This window comes from Rhodococcus sp. USK10 (assembly GCF_019378875.1).
Taxonomy (GTDB): domain Bacteria; phylum Actinomycetota; class Actinomycetes; order Mycobacteriales; family Mycobacteriaceae; genus Rhodococcus_F; species Rhodococcus_F pseudokoreensis.
This window is the reverse complement of the sequence record NZ_CP076048.1, coordinates 6,725,302-6,743,347: the sequence shown is the minus strand read 5'-3', so window position 1 is coordinate 6,743,347 and position 18,046 is coordinate 6,725,302. Positions and strand designations below refer to the sequence as shown.

At 67.7% G+C, this 18,046-nt stretch carries 15 protein-coding genes and 2 pseudogenes; 8 read left to right on the top strand and 9 right to left on the bottom strand.

What is annotated here, in order from left to right:
• Nucleotides 1-80 precede the first annotated feature (80 nt).
• Nucleotides 81-521, top strand: coding sequence for a MarR family winged helix-turn-helix transcriptional regulator (locus I1A62_RS37835; protein WP_219457403.1), 441 nt, complete (start codon nucleotides 81-83; stop codon nucleotides 519-521).
• A 32-nt stretch (nucleotides 522-553) separates the two neighbouring features.
• Nucleotides 554-1,816 carry an MFS transporter gene (locus I1A62_RS37830; protein ID WP_124389151.1) on the top strand — a complete coding sequence of 421 codons (1,263 nt, stop codon included), beginning with the start codon at nucleotides 554-556 and terminating at the stop codon, nucleotides 1,814-1,816.
• A 52-nt stretch (nucleotides 1,817-1,868) separates the two neighbouring features.
• Here I1A62_RS37830 and pyrE read toward each other — a convergent pair whose 3' ends face one another.
• The 6 genes from pyrE to I1A62_RS37800 all read right to left on the bottom strand — a co-directional run bounded on the left by pyrE (nucleotide 1,869) and on the right by I1A62_RS37800 (nucleotide 9,280).
• Nucleotides 1,869-2,399: an orotate phosphoribosyltransferase gene (pyrE, locus tag I1A62_RS37825; protein WP_015889338.1), complete on the bottom strand. Its 531-nt coding sequence runs from the start codon at nucleotides 2,397-2,399 to the stop codon at nucleotides 1,869-1,871.
• Between the two features lie 20 nt (nucleotides 2,400-2,419).
• On the bottom strand, nucleotides 2,420-3,214 hold the full coding sequence (locus tag I1A62_RS37820) for an SDR family oxidoreductase (RefSeq protein WP_219457402.1): 795 nt from the start codon (nucleotides 3,212-3,214) through the stop codon (nucleotides 2,420-2,422).
• 67 nt (nucleotides 3,215-3,281) lie between these two features.
• Nucleotides 3,282-4,190 carry a hypothetical protein gene (locus I1A62_RS37815; protein ID WP_257890991.1) on the bottom strand — a complete coding sequence of 303 codons (909 nt, stop codon included), beginning with the start codon at nucleotides 4,188-4,190 and terminating at the stop codon, nucleotides 3,282-3,284.
• A gap of 121 nt (nucleotides 4,191-4,311) precedes the next feature.
• Complete coding sequence (locus tag I1A62_RS37810; RefSeq protein WP_219457397.1) at nucleotides 4,312-5,334, bottom strand: hypothetical protein; 1,023 nt, start codon at nucleotides 5,332-5,334, stop codon at nucleotides 4,312-4,314.
• A 143-nt stretch (nucleotides 5,335-5,477) separates the two neighbouring features.
• On the bottom strand, nucleotides 5,478-8,030 hold the full coding sequence (gene clpB / locus I1A62_RS37805; RefSeq protein WP_219457396.1) for an ATP-dependent chaperone ClpB: 2,553 nt from the start codon (nucleotides 8,028-8,030) through the stop codon (nucleotides 5,478-5,480).
• 167 nt (nucleotides 8,031-8,197) lie between these two features.
• On the bottom strand, nucleotides 8,198-9,280 hold the full coding sequence (locus tag I1A62_RS37800; protein ID WP_374710720.1) for an alpha/beta hydrolase: 1,083 nt from the start codon (nucleotides 9,278-9,280) through the stop codon (nucleotides 8,198-8,200).
• Between the two features lie 219 nt (nucleotides 9,281-9,499).
• On the opposite strand from I1A62_RS37800, the gene I1A62_RS37795 reads away from it, so the two are divergent.
• Both I1A62_RS37795 and I1A62_RS37790 read left to right on the top strand, forming a co-directional pair.
• Nucleotides 9,500-10,651, top strand: a complete 1,152-nt coding sequence (locus I1A62_RS37795; RefSeq protein ID WP_257890990.1) for a globin domain-containing protein — start codon at nucleotides 9,500-9,502, stop codon at nucleotides 10,649-10,651.
• 60 nt (nucleotides 10,652-10,711) lie between these two features.
• Nucleotides 10,712-11,464 (top strand): FAD-binding oxidoreductase, encoded by a 753-nt coding sequence (locus tag I1A62_RS37790; protein ID WP_219457392.1) that lies wholly within the window; start codon nucleotides 10,712-10,714, stop codon nucleotides 11,462-11,464.
• A 9-nt stretch (nucleotides 11,465-11,473) separates the two neighbouring features.
• Here I1A62_RS37790 and I1A62_RS37785 read toward each other — a convergent pair whose 3' ends face one another.
• Nucleotides 11,474-12,640, bottom strand: a complete 1,167-nt coding sequence (locus tag I1A62_RS37785; RefSeq protein WP_124389145.1) for an FAD-binding oxidoreductase — start codon at nucleotides 12,638-12,640, stop codon at nucleotides 11,474-11,476.
• Between the two features lie 111 nt (nucleotides 12,641-12,751).
• Nucleotides 12,752-14,329 carry an AMP-binding protein gene (locus I1A62_RS37780; protein ID WP_219457390.1) on the bottom strand — a complete coding sequence of 526 codons (1,578 nt, stop codon included), beginning with the start codon at nucleotides 14,327-14,329 and terminating at the stop codon, nucleotides 12,752-12,754.
• A 174-nt stretch (nucleotides 14,330-14,503) separates the two neighbouring features.
• On the opposite strand from I1A62_RS37780, the gene I1A62_RS37775 reads away from it, so the two are divergent.
• From I1A62_RS37775 to I1A62_RS37765, 3 genes and pseudogenes are all read left to right on the top strand, one after another.
• A complete protein-coding gene (locus I1A62_RS37775; protein WP_219457389.1) occupies nucleotides 14,504-14,998 on the top strand; it encodes a CinA family protein in 495 nt (164 codons plus the stop codon).
• Between the two features lie 58 nt (nucleotides 14,999-15,056).
• Nucleotides 15,057-15,464: a ChaB family protein gene (locus I1A62_RS37770; protein WP_219457387.1), complete on the top strand. Its 408-nt coding sequence runs from the start codon at nucleotides 15,057-15,059 to the stop codon at nucleotides 15,462-15,464.
• Nucleotides 15,461-15,898 (top strand): annotated as a pseudogene (locus I1A62_RS37765) (alcohol dehydrogenase catalytic domain-containing protein); the annotation flags it as partial. The gene I1A62_RS37770 and the pseudogene I1A62_RS37765, both read left to right, overlap by 4 nt.
• A gap of 87 nt (nucleotides 15,899-15,985) precedes the next feature.
• On the opposite strand, the gene I1A62_RS37760 reads toward I1A62_RS37765, so the two are convergent.
• Nucleotides 15,986-17,128, bottom strand: a complete 1,143-nt coding sequence (locus I1A62_RS37760) for an RNA-guided endonuclease TnpB family protein (RefSeq protein WP_219457386.1) — start codon at nucleotides 17,126-17,128, stop codon at nucleotides 15,986-15,988.
• A 79-nt stretch (nucleotides 17,129-17,207) separates the two neighbouring features.
• On the opposite strand from I1A62_RS37760, the pseudogene I1A62_RS37755 reads away from it, so the two are divergent.
• Nucleotides 17,208-17,960: pseudogene (locus tag I1A62_RS37755) on the top strand (zinc-binding dehydrogenase); the annotation flags it as partial.
• Nucleotides 17,961-18,046 lie beyond the last annotated feature (86 nt).

The following is an 18,046-nucleotide window of genomic DNA, read 5'->3' as shown; positions in this document are numbered from 1 at the left end:
CTCGCCGTTCACCCTCGCGTGACAGGTGGAACAGCCGGCGCCGGTGTACATAGTTAGTTAGCCTATGTAATATGTTTTGCATGGACGACGACACGCGGCTGCAGAGCCTGCTCGTCGACCTGGTCACGAATTCTCACCGATTCACCAGGCTCGCGAGCTCCTTCGGATCCGAGGACCATCCCCGGCCGTGGGTACGTGCCCTCGCCCTGCTCGATGACCACGGCGTACTCCGCATCAGCGAATTCGCCCGCATCGACCGCTGCTCGCAACCGTCCGCGACCGCCCTGCTCCAAAAGCTCGCTGATCGCGGATACGTGGCCCGCCGGCCCGATCCGGACGACGCCCGCGCAGTCCGGGTGTCCATCACCGATCCCGGACGCGACTGGCTGACCGTGGCCCGGGGCGAGATCGCGGGCGCCCTCGCCCCGCACTTCGCGGACCTCGAACCCGAGCAGCTCGAACGACTGACGCAGGGCCTGGCGGAACTGCGTTCGATCGTCAAGTCGTCGGCCCTCGCCTGACGACCCATCCACCCCGAAACACATCGAAGGAGGTGGCCGTGAGCACCACGACCGCAACCGTCACGAACAGCAGCGAGGCACCACCGAGCCTCCTCCACCAGCCGAAGTCGGTGTGGGCCGTAGCCTTCGCCAGCGTCATCGCGTTCATGGGCATCGGGCTCGTCGACCCCATCCTCAAGCCGATCGGCGAACAGCTGGACGCGACCCCCTCCCAGGTGTCGCTGCTGTTCACCAGTTACATGCTGGTCACCGGTGTCGCGATGCTCATCACCGGTGTTGTGTCGAGCCGGATCGGCGCCAAGAAGACACTTCTGACCGGTCTCGCCGTCATCGTCGTGTTCGCGGCGCTGGCCGGAAGCTCCGGCACCATCGCCCAGATCGTCGGCTTCCGCGCCGGCTGGGGACTGGGCAACGCCCTGTTCATCGCGACCGCACTCGCCGCCATCGTCGGCGCGGCCAGCGGCGGCGTCGCGCGGGCCATCATCCTCTACGAGGCCGCGCTGGGCATCGGCATCGCCGTCGGCCCGCTGGTCGGCGGTGTCCTCGGCAACATCAGCTGGCGCGCACCGTTCTTCGGCGTCGCAGCCCTCATGGCCGTCGCGTTCATCCTGATCATCGTGATGCTGCCGTCCGCCCCCAAACCGGAGCATCGCACGTCGATCGCCGCGCCGTTCCTCGCCCTGCGCCACCGCGGCCTGCTCACCGTCGCGATCACCGCGTTGCTCTACAACTACGGCTTCTTCACCCTGCTCGCGTACACGCCGTTCCCGCTGGACATGGGCACGTACTCGATCGGATTCATCTTCTTCGGATGGGGTCTCGCACTGGCCGTCGCGTCGGTGTTCCTCGCCCCTCGCCTGCAGCGGCGCTTCGGCACGCTGCCGATGATGATGGTGGCCCTCGCGTTGTTCGCCCTCGACCTCGCCATGATGGCGGCGTTCACCGACAACAAGACCGTGCTCATCGTCGGCGTCGTCCTCGCCGGGCTGTTCCTCGGTGTCAACAACACCCTCATCACCGAGACCGTGATGATCTCCGCCCCCGTCGAGCGGTCGACGGCGTCCGCGGCCTACAGCTTCGTCCGCTTCGTCGGCGGGGCCGCGGCACCGTGGGTCGCGGGCAAGCTCGGTGAGAGCAACATTCACCTGCCGTTCTGGGTCGGCGCGGTGTGCACCGCCGCCGCGATCCTCGTCCTCGCGACCGGCCGCAAGGTCCTCGCCCACGTCGACGAGCACGATCCCGAACCGCACAGCGTCGACGAGGCACTGGCCGTCACGGCCGGCGACGCCGACTGACTCCCTGACGTGAGTGGCAAAGCGTGCGCGAGCACACTTTGCCACTCACCTGTCAGAGGTTCAGGTCGGGAAGACCGAGAAGCGAACGGTACTCGAGACCCTCGGCCGCGATCACGTCGCCCGCGCCGGTCGCCCGGTCGACGACGGTCGCGACACCCACGACGATCGCCCCCACGTCGCGCAGTGCCTTCACCGCGGTGAGCGGCGAGTTGCCCGTAGTGGTGGTGTCCTCGACCACGAGGACACGCTTGCCGACGACGTCCGGTCCCTCGATCTGCCGCTGCATTCCGTGCGCCTTCGCGGCCTTGCGCACCACGAACGAGTCGATCGGCCTGCCCGGTGCGTGCATCACGGCCATCGCCACCGGGTCGGCGCCCATCGTCAGCCCTCCGACGGCGTCGAAATCCCAGTCCGCCACCAGTTCACGCAGCAACTTCCCGATCAGCGGGCCCGCCTCGTGATGCAGCGTGGCGCGGCGAAGGTCCACGTAGTAGTCGGCTTCCTTGCCCGAAGACAACGTCACCTTGCCGTGCACAACAGCCAGCTCGCGCACCAACGCGGCCAGATCCTCGCGATCACTCATGCCCGAAACCCTACCCACCTCTACGTGCGGGCACGCCCCCGGCCGAACACGTTGGTCAGCCGCCGGACCAGACTCTTCGGGACGAGACGCCCGGCGGTCGTCAGCACCTTGTACTGGAGGCCGGGGACGCTCACGACCTTGCCTGCCTCGAGATCGGACAGCGACGCCGCGACGACCTGGTCGACGCTCAGCCACATCGCATTCGGAATCGAACTCATCTCGATGCCCGCGCGCTCGTGGAACTCGGTGCGGATGAATCCCGGGCACAGCGCCTGGATCCGCACACCCGTGCCGCCCAGCCCGTTCGCCAATCCCTCGGAGAACGAGATCACGTACGCCTTGCTCGCCGAATAGGTCGACCCCCGCCCGGACAGCAGTCCCGCGACGCTCGCCACGTTGATGACGGTGCCGTTCGCCGACGCGATCATGCCGGGCAACGCCGCACGGGTCAGCTGCATGACGGCGGTCACGTTCACGTCCAGTTGGGACTGCAACAGCTCCGGCGTCGCGGTCCAGAATTCGCCCGACGTGCCGAATCCGGCGTTGTTGACCAGTACCTCGACACCCTTCCCGAGGCGTTGCGCCACCTCCTCGCGCCCGGACGCCGTCGCCAGATCGGCCTGCAGGATCTCGGACTCGGTGTCGAACAGCGCCTTCATCTCGTCGGCGAGGGCGTGCAGGCGGGTGTCGTCACGCGCGACGAGCACGAGGTCGTAACCGAGGGACGCGAACTTCCTCGCGAAACCGGCACCGAGCCCCGACGTCGGGCCGGTGACGAGGGCAACGGGTCGGGCTGAGCTGGGGGGCGTCGACATACCGGTGACGGTAGCAAGGCGCTGCGCGCCTGTGCGCGGTTAACGAGTCCAGGGACTCGTCAGGCACTCACGAGCGCGGAGCGCCCGGCGGCGGCGCGGGACGGTCCTGCGGTGCGGGACGTGGCGGTGTGGCCGAGCGCGTTTCCGGGGTCGGCCGTCCCTGGGATGCGGGACGCGCCTGTGGTGCGGGACGACCCTGCTGCGTAGGACGTCCCTGCGACGCGGGGCGCCCCTGCGGTGCCGGACGTCCCTGCGGTGCGGGGCGTTTCTCCGGTGCGGGGCGTTTCTCCGGTGCGGGGCGCGATTCGACGGGGGCGCCGTCACGCAGTCGCGGCCTGCTCGGGTCGTGATGGCCACGGTCGAGTCCGCTCGGCTCGGTGACCGGGGGCAGGACGTGCAGGATGCCGGACAGCCGGGCGACGGCCTCGATGGCCGAATCCCACTCCCGGCCGCTGCTGCCGATGGGCAGCAAACCGAGGGTCCACTCGCCCTCGCTCCACAGCATGTTCACGTGCGGCGGCACCGACTCGGTGAACGCCACCATCCGCTGATCGCAGACCCTGCGCGCGATCTCGAGGTCGGTGGCGAACACGACGCGCGGTCCGATGGCGCCGAGGAGGTCGAGGTCCGAGTCCTTCGGTGGCGGGGTCGACTTGAGGCGGAGGTCGATGTCGACGTCCGAACCCACCCGGCGGCGCACCGCGACAATGGTCGCGGTCTCCTCGAGGTCGAACAGGATGAACGACTCGCCGCGGCGTTCGCCCTTCACCACGTCGATGGCGCTGAGGTACTCCTGCTTGGCCAGCGCGGCCCGATGGAACTGGGCGGGCAGCCGCTCTTCGACGTTGTCGTACGTGTAGCCCTGGGCCTTGGCCCAGATCTGCCGCACACGACCCGTCTGATCACGACGCGAGCGATCGAAATAGAGCAACGCGCACGCGCCTGCGAGTGCGATCAACGCCAGTAAGAACCACATTCCGGTCATCGATGATCAGCCTAGCGAGTCGAGGGCGTAACGAGGGTAGGCGGTGCCGGGACACCCCGTGTCGGTTTTGCCCGAACCGGCCCGACGGCCGTGTCCGCCGGCACGGGTGGGCTCAGTTGCCACCGAGCTTGGGCAGCTCGGTGCTGATGATCGTCTCGGCCATCATCGTGCCGTTCTCGACCTTCGTCCCCTGCACCATGACGGTGAATCCGGGCTTCAGGTCGGCGACCGTGGTGCCGTCGAGTGCGATCACGTTGGTCTGCGCGTTGGTCTGGACCGTCAGCTTCGAACCACCGAGGGCGTCGAGGGTGAGCGTGGAACCGTCGTTGGTGCTGATCGTTCCGAACGCGGCGCCCGCAGCCCCGATGGCCTCGCCGATTCCGCCGGGAAGTTGATCGAGCGGCGACTCGGTCGTGCTCGACGGTGGCGGCGTGGTCGCCTTCGGCGGCGCGGTGGTGGCCGGCGGGCGGGACGTCGTGGGACCCGCCGCGGTGGTGCTCGACGAGTTGTTCGGCGCCGTCGTGAACAGGGCGACGCCGAAGCCGATGACCGCGATCAGCAGCAGCGCGGCAGCGGCGGCCGCGATCCACGTGCCGATCCGGCGCGGCTTCTTCTCCTCGGCGGCCTCCGCGACCGGCGCCTGGTGCTGCGATCCCGGGTACTGGCCCGGCGGGTACTGCGATCCTGGGTACTGGGCGTTCGGATACTGCCCCGTCGGATACCCGCCCTGGTACTGCTGAGCCTCGTACGGCGGATACGCCTGCGTGGCGTTCGGCGGCGGAGCCTGCTGGTCGAACCGCGGGTCGTAGGTCGGGTACGCCTGCGTCGGATTGGGCTGGTTCTGCCCGTACGCCGCGGTCGGGTCGGACGTGTAGAACTGCTCGGTCGGTCCGGCGGCGGACCCCAGGTACTGGGTGCGGTGGTCCTGGTCCGACGAGCCGAGGTGCTCGGTCGGCTGGTCCTGCCGCGACCACGCCTGCGTCGGGTCCTCGTCACGAGCCCGCGACGCGGAATCGTCATGCGCCCGCGACGCCGAATCGTCGGTCGTCCACGACTCCGAATCGTCGGTCGTCCACGACTCCGTGCCGTCGTACGCGCGCTCCTGCGGGGTGCGCGGATCGTCGGGGTTCGTCATGATCGGCCCCTCCCTCGGGTTCGTGTGGCCGGTGTCCAGCGGTTACGGACGATCCAGGGTAACGGCGAAACTTAAGACTCCCCTGTGAAAACACAGGTGAGTGGCACGGCGTGCGGGAGCACACCGTGCCACTCACCTGGGGGTCAACCGAGGACGAGCGCGTCCCCGGTCTCGGACACCTTCACGGGGACGGTGTCACCGTCCTTGACGTCGCCGGCCAGCAGCAGCTTCGCGAGCTGGTCGCCGATCGCCTGCTGGATCAGCCTGCGCAGCGGCCTGGCCCCGTACATGGGGTCGTAGCCGCGGACGGCCAGCCAGAAGCGGGCCGAGTCGGATACGTCCAGCGTCAGCCGCCGCGCCGCGAGCCGGCGGGACAGCTGGTCGAGCTGGATGTCGACGATCGACTCGAGCTGCTCCTCGGTGAGCGGTTCGAAGATCACGACGTCGTCGAGCCGGTTGATGAACTCCGGCTTGAACGCGTGCCGCACCGCATCCATCACCTGCTCCCGCGATCCGCCCGCACCGAGGTTGGACGTGAGGATCAGGATGGTGTTGCGGAAGTCGACCGTGCGCCCCTGACCGTCCGTCAGCCTGCCTTCGTCGAGGACGGCGAGCAGGATGTCGAAGACGTCGGGGTGCGCCTTCTCCACCTCGTCGAACAGCACCACCGTGTACGGGCGCCGTCGCACGGCCTCGGTGAGCTGGCCGCCCGCCTCGTACCCGACGTAGCCGGGCGGCGCGCCGACGAGCCGGGCCACCGAATGCTTCTCGCTGTACTCGGACATGTCGATGCGGACCATGGCGCGTTCGTCGTCGAACAGGAAGTCCGCGAGGGACTTCGCGAGCTCCGTCTTACCGACACCGGTCGGTCCGAGGAACAGGAACGATCCGGTGGGCCGGTTGGGGTCGGCGACTCCGGCGCGGGCGCGGCGGACGGCGTCCGACACGGCGACGACGGCCTCTTCCTGTCCGACGACCCGCTTGCCCAGTTCGGATTCCATCCGCAGCAGCTTGGCGGTCTCGCCCTCCATCATGCGGCCGGCGGGGATGCCGGTCCATGCTGCGACCACGTCGGCGACGTCGTCGGGCCCCACTTCCTCCTTGAGCATGACGTCGCCGTCGGCGGCGGCACCGGACTCGCGGGCGGCCTGCTCGAGTTCCTTCTCGAGCTGCGGGATCCGCCCGTAGCGCAGTTCCGCGGCCCGGCCGAGGTCGCCGTCGCGTTCGGCGCGTTCCTCCTCACCTCGCAGCGTCTCGAGCTGCACCTTGACTCCGCGGACGGAGTCGATGGCCTGCTTCTCGTTCTGCCAGCGGGTGGTCAGCTGATTGAGCTTCTCCCGTTCGTCGGCCAGTTCCTGACGCAGCTTCTCCAGCCGGTCCTTGGACGCCGCGTCGGATTCCTTCTGCAGCGCCATCTCCTCGATCTCGAGGCGGCGGACGATGCGTTCGACGGTGTCGATCTCCTCGGGTCGCGAGTCGATCTCCATCCGCAGCCGGGACGCGGCCTCGTCCACGAGGTCGATCGCCTTGTCCGGCAGGAACCGGGACGTGATGTAGCGGTCGCTGAGCGTGGCGGCGGCGACGAGCGCGGAGTCGGTGATGCGCACCCCGTGGTGCACCTCGTACCGCTCCTTGAGCCCGCGCAGGATGCCGACGGTGTCCTCGACGGACGGTTCGCCGACGAGCACCTGCTGGAAGCGGCGTTCGAGGGCGGCGTCCTTCTCGATGTACTTGCGGTACTCCTCGAGGGTGGTCGCGCCGACGAGCCGCAGCTCACCGCGGGCGAGCATCGGCTTGATCATGTTGCCGGCGTCCATCGCCGACTCACCGGTGGCACCCGCACCGACGATGGTGTGGAGTTCGTCGATGAACGTGATGACCTGACCGGCCGAGTTCTTGATGTCGTCGAGGACGGCCTTGAGCCGCTCCTCGAATTCGCCGCGATACTTGGCTCCGGCGACCATCGATCCGAGGTCGAGGGAGATCACCGACTTGCCGCGCAGCGATTCGGGGACGTCGCCCTGCACGATGCGCTGCGCCAGCCCCTCGACGATGGCGGTCTTGCCGACGCCGGGCTCACCGATCAGCACCGGGTTGTTCTTGGTGCGGCGGCTGAGGACCTGCACGACACGGCGGATCTCGTTGTCGCGGCCGATCACCGGGTCCAGCTTGCCGTTGCGGGCGAGGGCCGTGAGGTCGGTGGAGTACTTCTCGAGCGCCTGGTAAGTCCCTTCGGGATCCGGGCTGGTGACACGAGCACTGCCGCGGACGGTGGTGAACGCGTCGCGCAGCGCCTCGGGGGTGGCGCCGTGCCTGCCGAGCAGCCCGGCCACGTCCGACTCACCCGATGCGAGTCCGACCATCAGGTGTTCCGTCGACACGTACTCGTCGTCGAGTTCGGTGGCGAGGTGCTGTGCTGCAGTGAGTGCGGCGAGGGCCTCGCGACCGAGCTGCGGTGTGGTGGTGGCACCCGTCGTCTTGGGCAGCCGGTCGACGAGATTCTGCGCTTCGCGGTGGACCGCGGCGGGGTCGACGCCGACCGCCTTGAGCAGCGGGGCGGCGATGCCGTCGGTCTGGTCGAGCAGGGCCACGAGCAGATGCGCGGGCCTGATGTCGGGATTACCGGCCGACGACGCCGACTGGAGCGCAGCGGTCAACGCGGCCTGGGTCTTGGTGGTCGGATTGAACGAGTCCACTGGTCACCTCTTCTGGCGTTGTAGAGCGGTTCGCCGCCGGGGCCGGGTGGCACGTGGCGACGCTGTCATCTTCTTAACGCACGAAGAGTTGAGTCTGTTCCGCTCAACTTTGAATTTTTTCTGACTACCCCATCATCTCGCCCCGCGACGCTCTGCGGGGCGGGAAATCACGCCCCGATCGCGGCACCCATCATCGGCCAGGACGTGGTGAGGTCGTCACGCCAATACCCCCACGAGTGGGTGCCCACCGGCCGGAGGTCGACGGTGGCGGGAATGTCGAGGGCCCGGAGTTTCTCCGCGAGCCGCATCGTGCAGTCGTTGGTCACGGCCTCGATGACACCGCCGACCACCACCTGCGTCGCGAGGGCGCGGCGGTCGCCGCCGACGGTCCGGGCGTCGAGGGTGTCGTACGGTCCCGGCAGTCCGCTGCCGTTGGAGATGTAGAGGGTGGTCCCCCGGAGTTTCTCGGCGTTGACGTACGGATCGTTCGCGGCCCACAGCGGATCGTCGGCCGCACCCCACATGTTCTCCGGGTTGCCGCCGAAGTCCGCGACCGTGATCTCGACGAATCGGCGGGCCACCGGGTCGCTCGTCATCGCGCACCCGCTGTAGGCGCCGACGCTCTGATACAGCCCGGGCTTGGAGATCGCGAGGTTGAGCACGCTGGTGGCCGACATGGACAGCCCGGCGATCGCGTTCCTGCCGGTCGTGTCGAGCGCAGAGTCGACGATGGGCGGCAGTTCCTTCGTCAGGAACGTCTGCCACTTGTTCCGCCCGAGTTCGGGATCGTCGCGCTGCCAGTCGGCGTAGTAACTGGACTGGCCACCGAACGGGATGACCACGTTGACGTCCTTGTCGGAGAAGAACTTCTCGACGTCCGCCTTCTGCTCCCAGCCGAACTGTTCCGAGTTCCCCTCGACGCCGCCGAGCATGTACACGGTGGGACGCTTCCCGGACGCGGCCCGGATGACCCGGACGATGACGTCCTTGTCCATGGCCGTCGAGTGGACGGTGAAGTTCATCTGCGATTCGCCGACCGGGGTGACCTCGACCAACCGCGAACCGTCGGGCGCCTCGTCGGCCGTGATCGACTCGACCGTCGCCCGGGGTTCCGCGGAGGCGATCGTTCCGATGCTCGACGCCATCAGGGCGCCGACCGCCAGCACGACGGTGCCCACGCGTCGAACCGAGCCGGCGCTGCGTACCCCCGCGCGAAACCGACCCCGATTCCGCGCAACACCAACTCGCATGGAGCCCCCCTCGGTAACCCGGTCCGATTATCGATGCACATCGTGCCCTGCCGGTGGTCACGGCTCAATAGCGACCCGCCGAAATGCCGGGTTCGGAGGCCGAACCGGCCGGCGCCGTAACCCGGGGTACTGCGCGGAGGACGGCTAGAATGCGGGTGTTCGAAATCAGCAGGCACGGAGGCAGGGGACGGCTTGACACGAGATTGCCTCGACCCACTCGTGATTTCGCGTCTGCGCGCCAGCTTTTCGTCGATCGTGTCCACCGAACACGGCCACAATCGGCTCACCACCACGTTCTACGCCACCCTGTTCGCCGAACACCCCGAATTCCGCGCGCTCTTCCCGGCGGCGATGGACCAGCAGAGTCATCGCCTGTTCCAGGCGCTGCAGTACGTCATCGACAACCTCGAGGACGCAGACCGGATCCTCGGTTTCCTGGCCCAGCTCGGCCGTGACCACCGCAAGTACGGCGTCGAGGGCAGGCACTACTTCGCGTCGGGCCATGCGCTGCTGGTCGCCGTGCAGAGCTCCTTCACCCAGGCCATCTGGACGCCGTCGCTGACCGCGGCGTGGACGGACCTGCTCGACCTCCTCCTGAACACGATGGCCGACGCCGCGGACAACGACGACCTGCCCGCCGCCTGGGGCGCCACCGTCGTCGATCACGAACGCCGCCTCGACGACCTCGCGATCGTCCGGCTCGAGACCGACTCCCCCATCCCCTACGGCGCGGGCCAGTACCTCAGCGTCCAGATCCCGCAGCGCCCCCGGATGTGGCGGTACCTGTCGGCGGCCATCCCCGCCAACCCGTACGGACAGCTCGAATTCCACGTGCGACGGGTGTCGGGCGGGTGGGTGAGTCCGGCCATCGTGAACGAGACGCAGGTCGGCGACCGCTGGCTGCTCAGCTCGCCGCTCGGCGGGCTGGAGGTGGACCGCGACAGCGGGCAGGACGTCCTGATGATCGGTTCGGGGACGGGCATCGCGCCGCTGCGCGCCCAGGTGATGGAAATGGCGATGCGGTCGAACAACCCGCGCGTCCACATGTTCGTGGGCGGCAAGTACCCGTGCGACCTGTACGACATCGAGACCCTGTGGCACCTGTCGCTGAGCAATCCGTGGCTGACCGTGGTCCCCGTCTCCGAGGAGGACGAAGACCCGTGGTGGCACACGAGTCCCGCCCCCGAGGCGCCGCCGGGGTTGCATCAGCGACTCCAGGGCCAGCTGGGCCGGGTGGTCGCGCGGTTCGGGTCGTGGGCGGACCGGCAGATCCAGATCTCCGGTTCACCGGCAATGATCAAGACCACCGTGTACGCCCTGCAGGGCGGCGGCACCCCGCCCGAGCTGATACGCCACGACCCCCTGATCTAGTCGCGCAGCCAGCCCCTGCCCATCCGCCATCCGGTTCGACCGTCGGGAGAGCATCACGCCATGCAAGCCACGCAGACCACCTGGACCAGCACCGTCGTCGAACATCACCGACTGCGGCACGACCTCGCCGTCGTCCGCCTCGTCGGGGACTACGTCCCGTTCGAGCCGGGGCAGTACGTGGACGTGAGCGTGCCCCAGAATCCGCGGCTGCTGCGCAGGCTCTCCCCCGCCCTGCCGCCGTCGCTGGACGGCAAACTCGAATTCCACGTCCGCACGGTGCCGGGCGGCTGGGTCAGCGGCGACATCGTCACGGGGACCTCGCCGGGCGACCAGTGGCAGATCCTCGAACCGCGCGGCACGATGACCGTCGACGAGGACGGACCGGACGTCATCATGATCGCCGGCGGCACCGGCCTCGCCCCGTTCCGGTCGATCCTGCTGGACCTGTCGCGCAGGCCGAATCCACCGCGGGTGTTCCTGTTCACGGGCGATCGGACACCGCGCGATCTCTACGCGTCCGACATGCTGTACCTGCTGCTGCAGAATCTGCCGTGGCTCACCGTCATTCCGGTGGTGGAGAACGTCGCCAATCCGGACTGGACCGACGAATGGTACGAGCGCACCAGAGTGGACGTGGGGTTCACCGAGGACGACCTCATCGAGGGCTCGCTGCCCGACGTCGTCACGTCCTACGGCGCGTTCACCGAGCACCAGGTGCTGGTGTGCGGTTCGGCGGCGATGGTCCGCGCCACCCTCGACCGGCTCCGCGACACCGGGACCCCCACCGAGAACATTCAGTTCGACCCGTACTGACCGGGCCGATCAGTAGGACGGATCGTGCCGGATGTTCTCCGGCGGCGTGCCTGCCGCGTGCAGCCGGAACTTGGTGGTGTTGATCATGGCCTCGGAGCCGACGAGCTGGATGTCGCGCTCGGCCCACGTCCCGAAGTCGGCGACGACCTGCCCGACCTTGCCGGTCAGCCTGCGGTGCATGCCGGGCATCCCGGCACTGCCGGGGCCCGTGTACCACCACGGGTCCTCGTCCTCCTCGGTGACCGGGACCACGGTCAGCCACGGATTCTGTTCCGCGAGCGCCCACAGGGTTCCCAGGTCGTAGAGGTCGCAGGGGTACCGGCCCGCGAAGAAGAGGTGGACGCGCCGGTCCTGGCCGCGCTGCGACATCTGGAGGATCTGTGCGCGCAGCGGGGCGATGCCGGTCCCCGATCCGATCATGAGAATGTCGCGACCGTTGTCGTAGCGGATTCCGAGGTCGCCGAGTGGGGAGCCGACCACCCACCGCTCGCCCACGAGTGTCTGGGTGACGATGGCGGGGCTCACCCAGCCGCCCGACACGCGGCGGACGTGGAACTCGATGATGCCCTGGTCGTTGGCGGGGTTCGCCGGCGACAGGTACCGCCACATCCGGGGCCGGGACGGCACCTGCACGCTCACGAACTGGCCTGCGGTGTACGTCATCGGCTCGTCGAGTTGCAGTCGGATGATCGAGACGTCCTTGCGGACCTGCAGGTGCTCGATCACGGTCGCACCCCAGGCCGGCGGGCCGCTCTCGGCGTTGGCCGCGTCCATCATGGTGGCGGCGACCACCGCGAGGACGTCGCGCCACGCCTGCTCGAGTTCGTCGGTCCACGGCTCGGTGGACGGGAACTGCTCGACGGCGGCGATCAGGGAGTTGCCGACGGCTACGTAGTGCGCGTCCTCGATCCCGTACTTGCGGTGGTCCCGGCCGAGTTGGGCGAGGTAGGCGAGAATCTGCCCGGACTCCTCCTCGAGCCGCTCGATCACGTACTGGACAGCGGAAATCAGCCGGTCACGTTGCTCGTCCATGGCCGCAGGAAAGAAGTCGCGGGCTTCGGGATACCGGGCGAACAGCAGGGCATAGAAGGACCGCGACAGAGTCTGAGGCCCGTCCGGCACTGCCGCGATAGCCTTGAAACTCGACCGGACCAGCGATATTGCCTGTGAATCCACCGCGCATCCTCGTCACCGACCGAACGCGGCCCCGCCGCGAAGTACTTGGGCAGACTATAGGCGTGGGCGCCACGCCGCAGACCAGGTCCCTTGTTTCTCGCCCCGGCCGTGCTATCCGACCGCTCGGTCTGCACTTTCCCAGTACCGGGAGCGCAGCGCCTTCTTGTCCAGTTTGCCCAGCGGGGTCAGGGGCAGGGTGTCGACGAAATCGATCGACTTGGGGGCGTGCACCGACCCCTTCGCGGCCCGGACCCGTTCGACGAGTTCGGCGGCCTCGACCGTCTGTCCCGCCCGCAGCACCACGCACGCCTTGACGGCCTCGCCCCACTTCTCGTCCGGGACGCCGACCACCGCGACCGAGCCGACGGCGGGGTGCGCCGAGATGACGTCCTCGATCTCGCGGGGGAACACGTTGAATCCGCCGGTGACGATCATGTCCTTCTTGCGGTCGACGATCGTCATGAAACCGTCCTTGTCCTTGCGCGCGACGTCGCCCGTGTGCAGCCATCCGCCGCGGAACGCCTCGGCGGTCTCGGCGGGTTTGTTCCAGTACCCCTTCATGACGAGGGGGCCGCGGACGCAGATCTCGCCGAGTTCGCCCTGCTGGACCTCGTTCAGGTCGTCGTCGAGCAGTGCCACGTTCAGCCAGGGCACGGGACGTCCGCACGTCGCGAGGCGGCTGGGATCGTCCGGCAGATGCTCCTCCTTCCGCAGCACCGCGATGGTCATTCCGCATTCGGTCTGCCCGTAGAACTGGAAGAAGATCTGACCGAACTTCTCGATGCCCTCCTTCAGCCGGGCCGGCGACATCGCCGACGCGCCGTAGAACAGCGTCTGCAGGCTCGACACGTCCCGCTTCGGCAGGTCGGGATGATCCATCAGCAGGTAGATCATGGTGGGGACGAGCATCGTCGCGGAGATCTTGTGCTTCTCGATCGCCTCGAGCACGGCGCCGGGCTCGAACGCGGGCAGCACGATCAGCGCGCCGCCGCGCAGCAGGGTCGGGATGAAGAAGGCAGCGCCGGCGTGCGACAGCGGCGTGCAGATGAGGAAACGCGGTTCGTCGGGCCACTGCCATTCGGCCATCTGGATCTGATTGAGGGTGGCACCGGACTGATAGGAGCCGACGACGCCCTTCGGCTTGCCGGTGGTGCCGCCGGTGTAGACCATGCTGCTGTTGTCGTCGGCGGCCACGTCCGCCGCCCGTAGGCGTTGCGGGGTGAACGTCTCGGCGAGGGCCAGGATGTCGGTGCCCCCCTCGGACGGTCCCAACGACAACACGTTCTCGATCGACGGCGACTGCGCCACCAGTTCGGCGGCGCGCCCCTCGAAGGCGGTGGGATCGAAGATCAGGGTCCGGATCTCGGCGTCGCCGACGATGTAGAGGTGGTCGTCGAGCGAGCCCATCGGGTTCAGTGCGCTGGCGCGGCATCCGGAGATCATGGTGGCGCCCATGCTGATGAGCACTTCGGGCCGGTTCTTGGACAGCATGGCGGTGCTCGTCCCCTTGCCGATCCCGAGCGAAGCCAGTGCCTGCGCAAAGCAACTGATCTGATCGCGCATCTCACCGCCGGTGAGAACGACGTCGCCGAGGTATAGCGCCGGCTTGTCGGAATTGCGGTCCAGTGCAGTGATGAGGAGGTCTGCAGCGAAGGCGGGTCGATGCAGATCTGCGAACTCGTCGGTCATCTGTGATCCTTCTACTCCCGCGAGGCCGGGGTGCGTCGTCCGGCGGTCTGGATTTTCTGTGTTCTGGGTCACCGACACCCTAACCGGAAACCGGCAAAACTGAAACCTGTTCCACTCCCGGCGCGGGTGGCGATCACCGCTCCCGGCCGGGTCACGTCCGATAACGTGAAGTCCATGACTCCGCAGGATCGGGTTGCCGAACGGATCTCGACAGCGGCCCGGAACGCGCACGTCTTCCTCGCGACAGCGGAATCCCTCACCGGCGGGCAGATCTCGTGCCTTCTCGGCGCGGCACCGGCGTCCTCCGACTGGTACCGGGGCAGCGTGGTCGCCTATTCCAGCGAGGTGAAACATCGGGTGCTGAAGGTGCCGGACGGTCCCGTCGTCAGTGAGGCCAGTGCCCGCGCGATGGCGGGGGCGGTCGCGGAACTGCTCGGAGCCGACATCGCCGTCGCGGTGACCGGAGCGGGCGGGCCCGACCCCCAGGACGGGCAACCCCCGGGCACCGTCTGGTTCGGACTCTTCGCCCACGGCCGCATCGACACGGAGATGCACCGCTTCGACGGCGAACCCCAGGACGTCGTGACGGCCACAACAGAACACGCACTGGTCCTGCTCGAGCAGGCTCTGGCCTCGGCGCCGGGCCGGGTGCCTCCACCCCTCGCGTAAATCTCCGGGAGCCGGGTAATCGTCCGCGAGGGCACCGCCACACCCGAGGAGGATTTCCGTGCCGAAGACCACCGAGAGCGGCAAGCCGAAGAAGAGCGAACTCCCCGAGACCCTGAAGAAGTCGCCCGAGAAGGCGCAGCGCACGTTCGCCAAGGTGTACGACTCCGCGATGGACCAGTACGGGGACGAGGAACGAGCGCACCGCGTCGCGTTCGACGCCCTCAAACACAGCTACGAGAAGGTCGGCGACCTCTGGGAAGCCAAGGCCGAGAAGGGCCCCTCCGACGAGCGCGCGGAGAGCGGCGGCCCGAACCCGTCCGGCGAGACCGCCGAGGGCGTCGACGCCAACGCGAGCAAGGAGCACCTGATGCACCTCGCGCAGCGACTCGACATCCACGGCCGATCGACCATGACCAAGGACGAACTCGTCGAGGCCCTCGTCAAGGCCAACCGGAGAGCACGATGAGAGCCGTCACCTGGCAGGGCAGGCGGAAGGTCAGCGTCGACACCGTGCCCGACCCGGTGATCGAACAGAAGACGGACGCGATCGTCGAAATCACCACCACCAACATCTGCGGTTCCGACCTGCACCTGTACGAAGTGCTCGGCGCGTTCATGAGCGAGGGCGACATCCTCGGTCACGAGCCGATGGGCATCGTCCGCGAGGTGGGGTCCGAGGTGACCGACGTGAAGGTCGGTGACCGGGTGGTCATCCCGTTCCAGATATCCTGCGGCAGTTGCCACATGTGCGACCGGAAACTGTTCACCCAGTGCGAGGTCACGTAGATCCGGGACGAGGGCATGGGCGCGGCACTGTTCGGCTACTCGAAGTTGTACGGGAGCGTCCCCGGCGGTCAGGCCCAGTATCTCCGGGTGCCGCATGTGAAAAACACCCACTTGACTTCCTCTCGGCCGTGAACGACCGAGATTCCCCTCGAAACTCGCGTCCCGAGGTTCCTGTTTCACCGACAGTCGCCGCCTCGCACGTTATGTGCGAGGTGGTCTCACACCATCTCCGCAGGCTGCCACCGTCAGTCCGACGGCCAAAATATTTCTCGCCGCATTCACATCCCGATCGTGGACGACGCCGCACCGGCACACCCACTCCCGCACGTCCAGCGGCATCGTCAACGCGACCGCCCCGCACACCGAGCAGGTCTTCGACGACGGACAGAACCGGTCCACCGCCACCACCCGCCGCCCGTACCAGTCGGCCTTGTATTCGAGCATCGACCGGAACTCGGACCACCCCGCATCCGAGATCGCCCGAGACAACGACCGATTCTTGACCATATTCCGCACACTCAGATCCTCGATGGCGATCACTTGATTTTCGCGCACCAGCCGAGTGGAAAGTTTGTGCAGATAATCGCGGCGCCGATCGGCGATCCGGCCATAGATCTTCGCGACCTTCAGTCGGGCCTTGGCCCGGTTCCGGGATCCCTTCTCCTTCTTGGCCAGCATCCGCTGCGCCTTCGCCAGCCGCTCACGATCCGCGCGCTCATAACGCGGGTTGGTGATCTTCTCCCCCGTCGAAAGCGTGTACAGGCTCGTGATCCCGGCATCGAGCCCGACCACCCGATCGGTCGACGGGAGCTCGGTAATCGTGTCCTCGACGAGGATCGAGATGTGGTACTGACCACGAGCATTACGCGACACCGTCACCTGCGACGGCACCGCCCCCTCCGGCAGCGGCCTCGACCACCGAATATCCAGGGGTTCGGACTGCTTGGCCAACCGGATCTGCCCGCCGCCGTAGGTGAAGCAGTTCGAGTAGTAGGTCGCCGAATCCTTGGACTGCCCCTTCTTCTTGAATTGCGGGTAGCGGGCCTGCTTGCGCCAGAACCTCTCGAACGCACCCTGCAATTGCCGCAGCGACTCCTGCAACGGCCCCTTCGACGGCTCCGCCAACCACGCGGTCTCCGCCTCCCGTTTCCATCCGGTGAGCATCGTCGAGGTATCCGCATAGGTCACCCGACGCTGCTCCTGCGCCCAGGCCCGCGACCGCTCGGCCAACGCCCGGTTGTAGACATACCGGGTGCACCCGAATGTTCGAGCTAGCTGTTCCGCCTGCACCGCAGTCGGATAGAAACGGTACTTGAACGCCCGCTTCACCGCCCTCCCCACCATGACCCAGACACTAACCACACAGTCCGACAAACCAGATCGGCTATCCCGGACCTAAAGGACCGGGTTTGCGCCGAAAGTCTCACGGATCAAGGTCCCAGAGGGCCCACCGGATTCGCGGTTCGTGTACCTGTCCGACGTGCTGCCGACGGCATGGCAGGCCGTCGAGTACGCAAACGTGCCCGACGGTGGCTCCGTCGCCGTTCTCGGGCTGGGTCCGATCGGCGACATGGCGGCACGCATCGCCGCGCACAAGGGTTTTCGGGTCATCGGTGTGGATCTCGTGCCCGAGCGTCTCGCCCGCGCGAAGGCGCGGCAAATCGAGACGGTCGACCTGAACGACGCCGGGAGCGAACTCGGCGGCCTCATCCGGGACATGACCCACGGCCGCGGTCCCGATTCCGTCATCGACGCCGTCGGTATGGAGGCGCACGGCTCCCCCACCGCGAAACTCCTGCAGCAGGTCACGTCGTTTCTTCCCGACGCCGTCGCGGCCCCGCTGATGTCGACGGTGGGAATCGATCGCCTGCACGCCCTGTACTCGGCCATCGACATCGTGCGGCGCGGCGGCACCATCTCGCTCAGCGGGGTGTACGGCGGGATGGCCGACCCGATCCCGATGCTCACGTTGTTCGACAAGCAGATTCAGCTGCACATGGGCCAGGCCAACGTCAAGCGGTGGGCCCCGGACATCCTGCCGCTGCTCACCGACGCCAACCCCCTGGGCGTGGACACGTTCGCCACTCACGAACTGCCCCTGGACCACGCACCGCACACGTACGAGATCTTCCAGAAGAAGCAGGACGGCGCGGTGAAGATCCTCCTGAAGCCGTAACCCCTTCTCGTCGAAGGGAATTGCCCAGCGTTCTGCGCGGAGATCGTCGAGGAATTCGCCGAGGGTCGCCACCCGCGGTGATCTAA

Bases quoted from the DNA above. Each gene is read 5' to 3' on its own strand.
- I1A62_RS37835 (WP_219457403.1), top strand. From the start codon at position 81: ATGGACGACGACACGCGGCTGCAGAGCCTGCTCGTCGACCTGGTCACG.
- pyrE (WP_015889338.1), bottom strand. From the start codon at position 2,399: ATGAGTGATCGCGAGGATCTGGCCGCGTTGGTGCGCGAGCTGGCTGTT.
- I1A62_RS37820 (WP_219457402.1), bottom strand. From the start codon at position 3,214: ATGTCGACGCCCCCCAGCTCAGCCCGACCCGTTGCCCTCGTCACCGGC.
- I1A62_RS37815 (WP_257890991.1), bottom strand. From the start codon at position 4,190: ATGTGGTTCTTACTGGCGTTGATCGCACTCGCAGGCGCGTGCGCGTTG.
- I1A62_RS37810 (WP_219457397.1), bottom strand. From the start codon at position 5,334: ATGACGAACCCCGACGATCCGCGCACCCCGCAGGAGCGCGCGTACGAC.
- I1A62_RS37800 (WP_374710720.1), bottom strand. From the start codon at position 9,280: ATGCGAGTTGGTGTTGCGCGGAATCGGGGTCGGTTTCGCGCGGGGGTA.
- I1A62_RS37790 (WP_219457392.1), top strand. From the start codon at position 10,712: ATGCAAGCCACGCAGACCACCTGGACCAGCACCGTCGTCGAACATCAC.
- I1A62_RS37780 (WP_219457390.1), bottom strand. From the start codon at position 14,329: ATGACCGACGAGTTCGCAGATCTGCATCGACCCGCCTTCGCTGCAGAC.
- I1A62_RS37775 (WP_219457389.1), top strand. From the start codon at position 14,504: ATGACTCCGCAGGATCGGGTTGCCGAACGGATCTCGACAGCGGCCCGG.
- I1A62_RS37760 (WP_219457386.1), bottom strand. From the start codon at position 17,128: ATGGTGGGGAGGGCGGTGAAGCGGGCGTTCAAGTACCGTTTCTATCCG.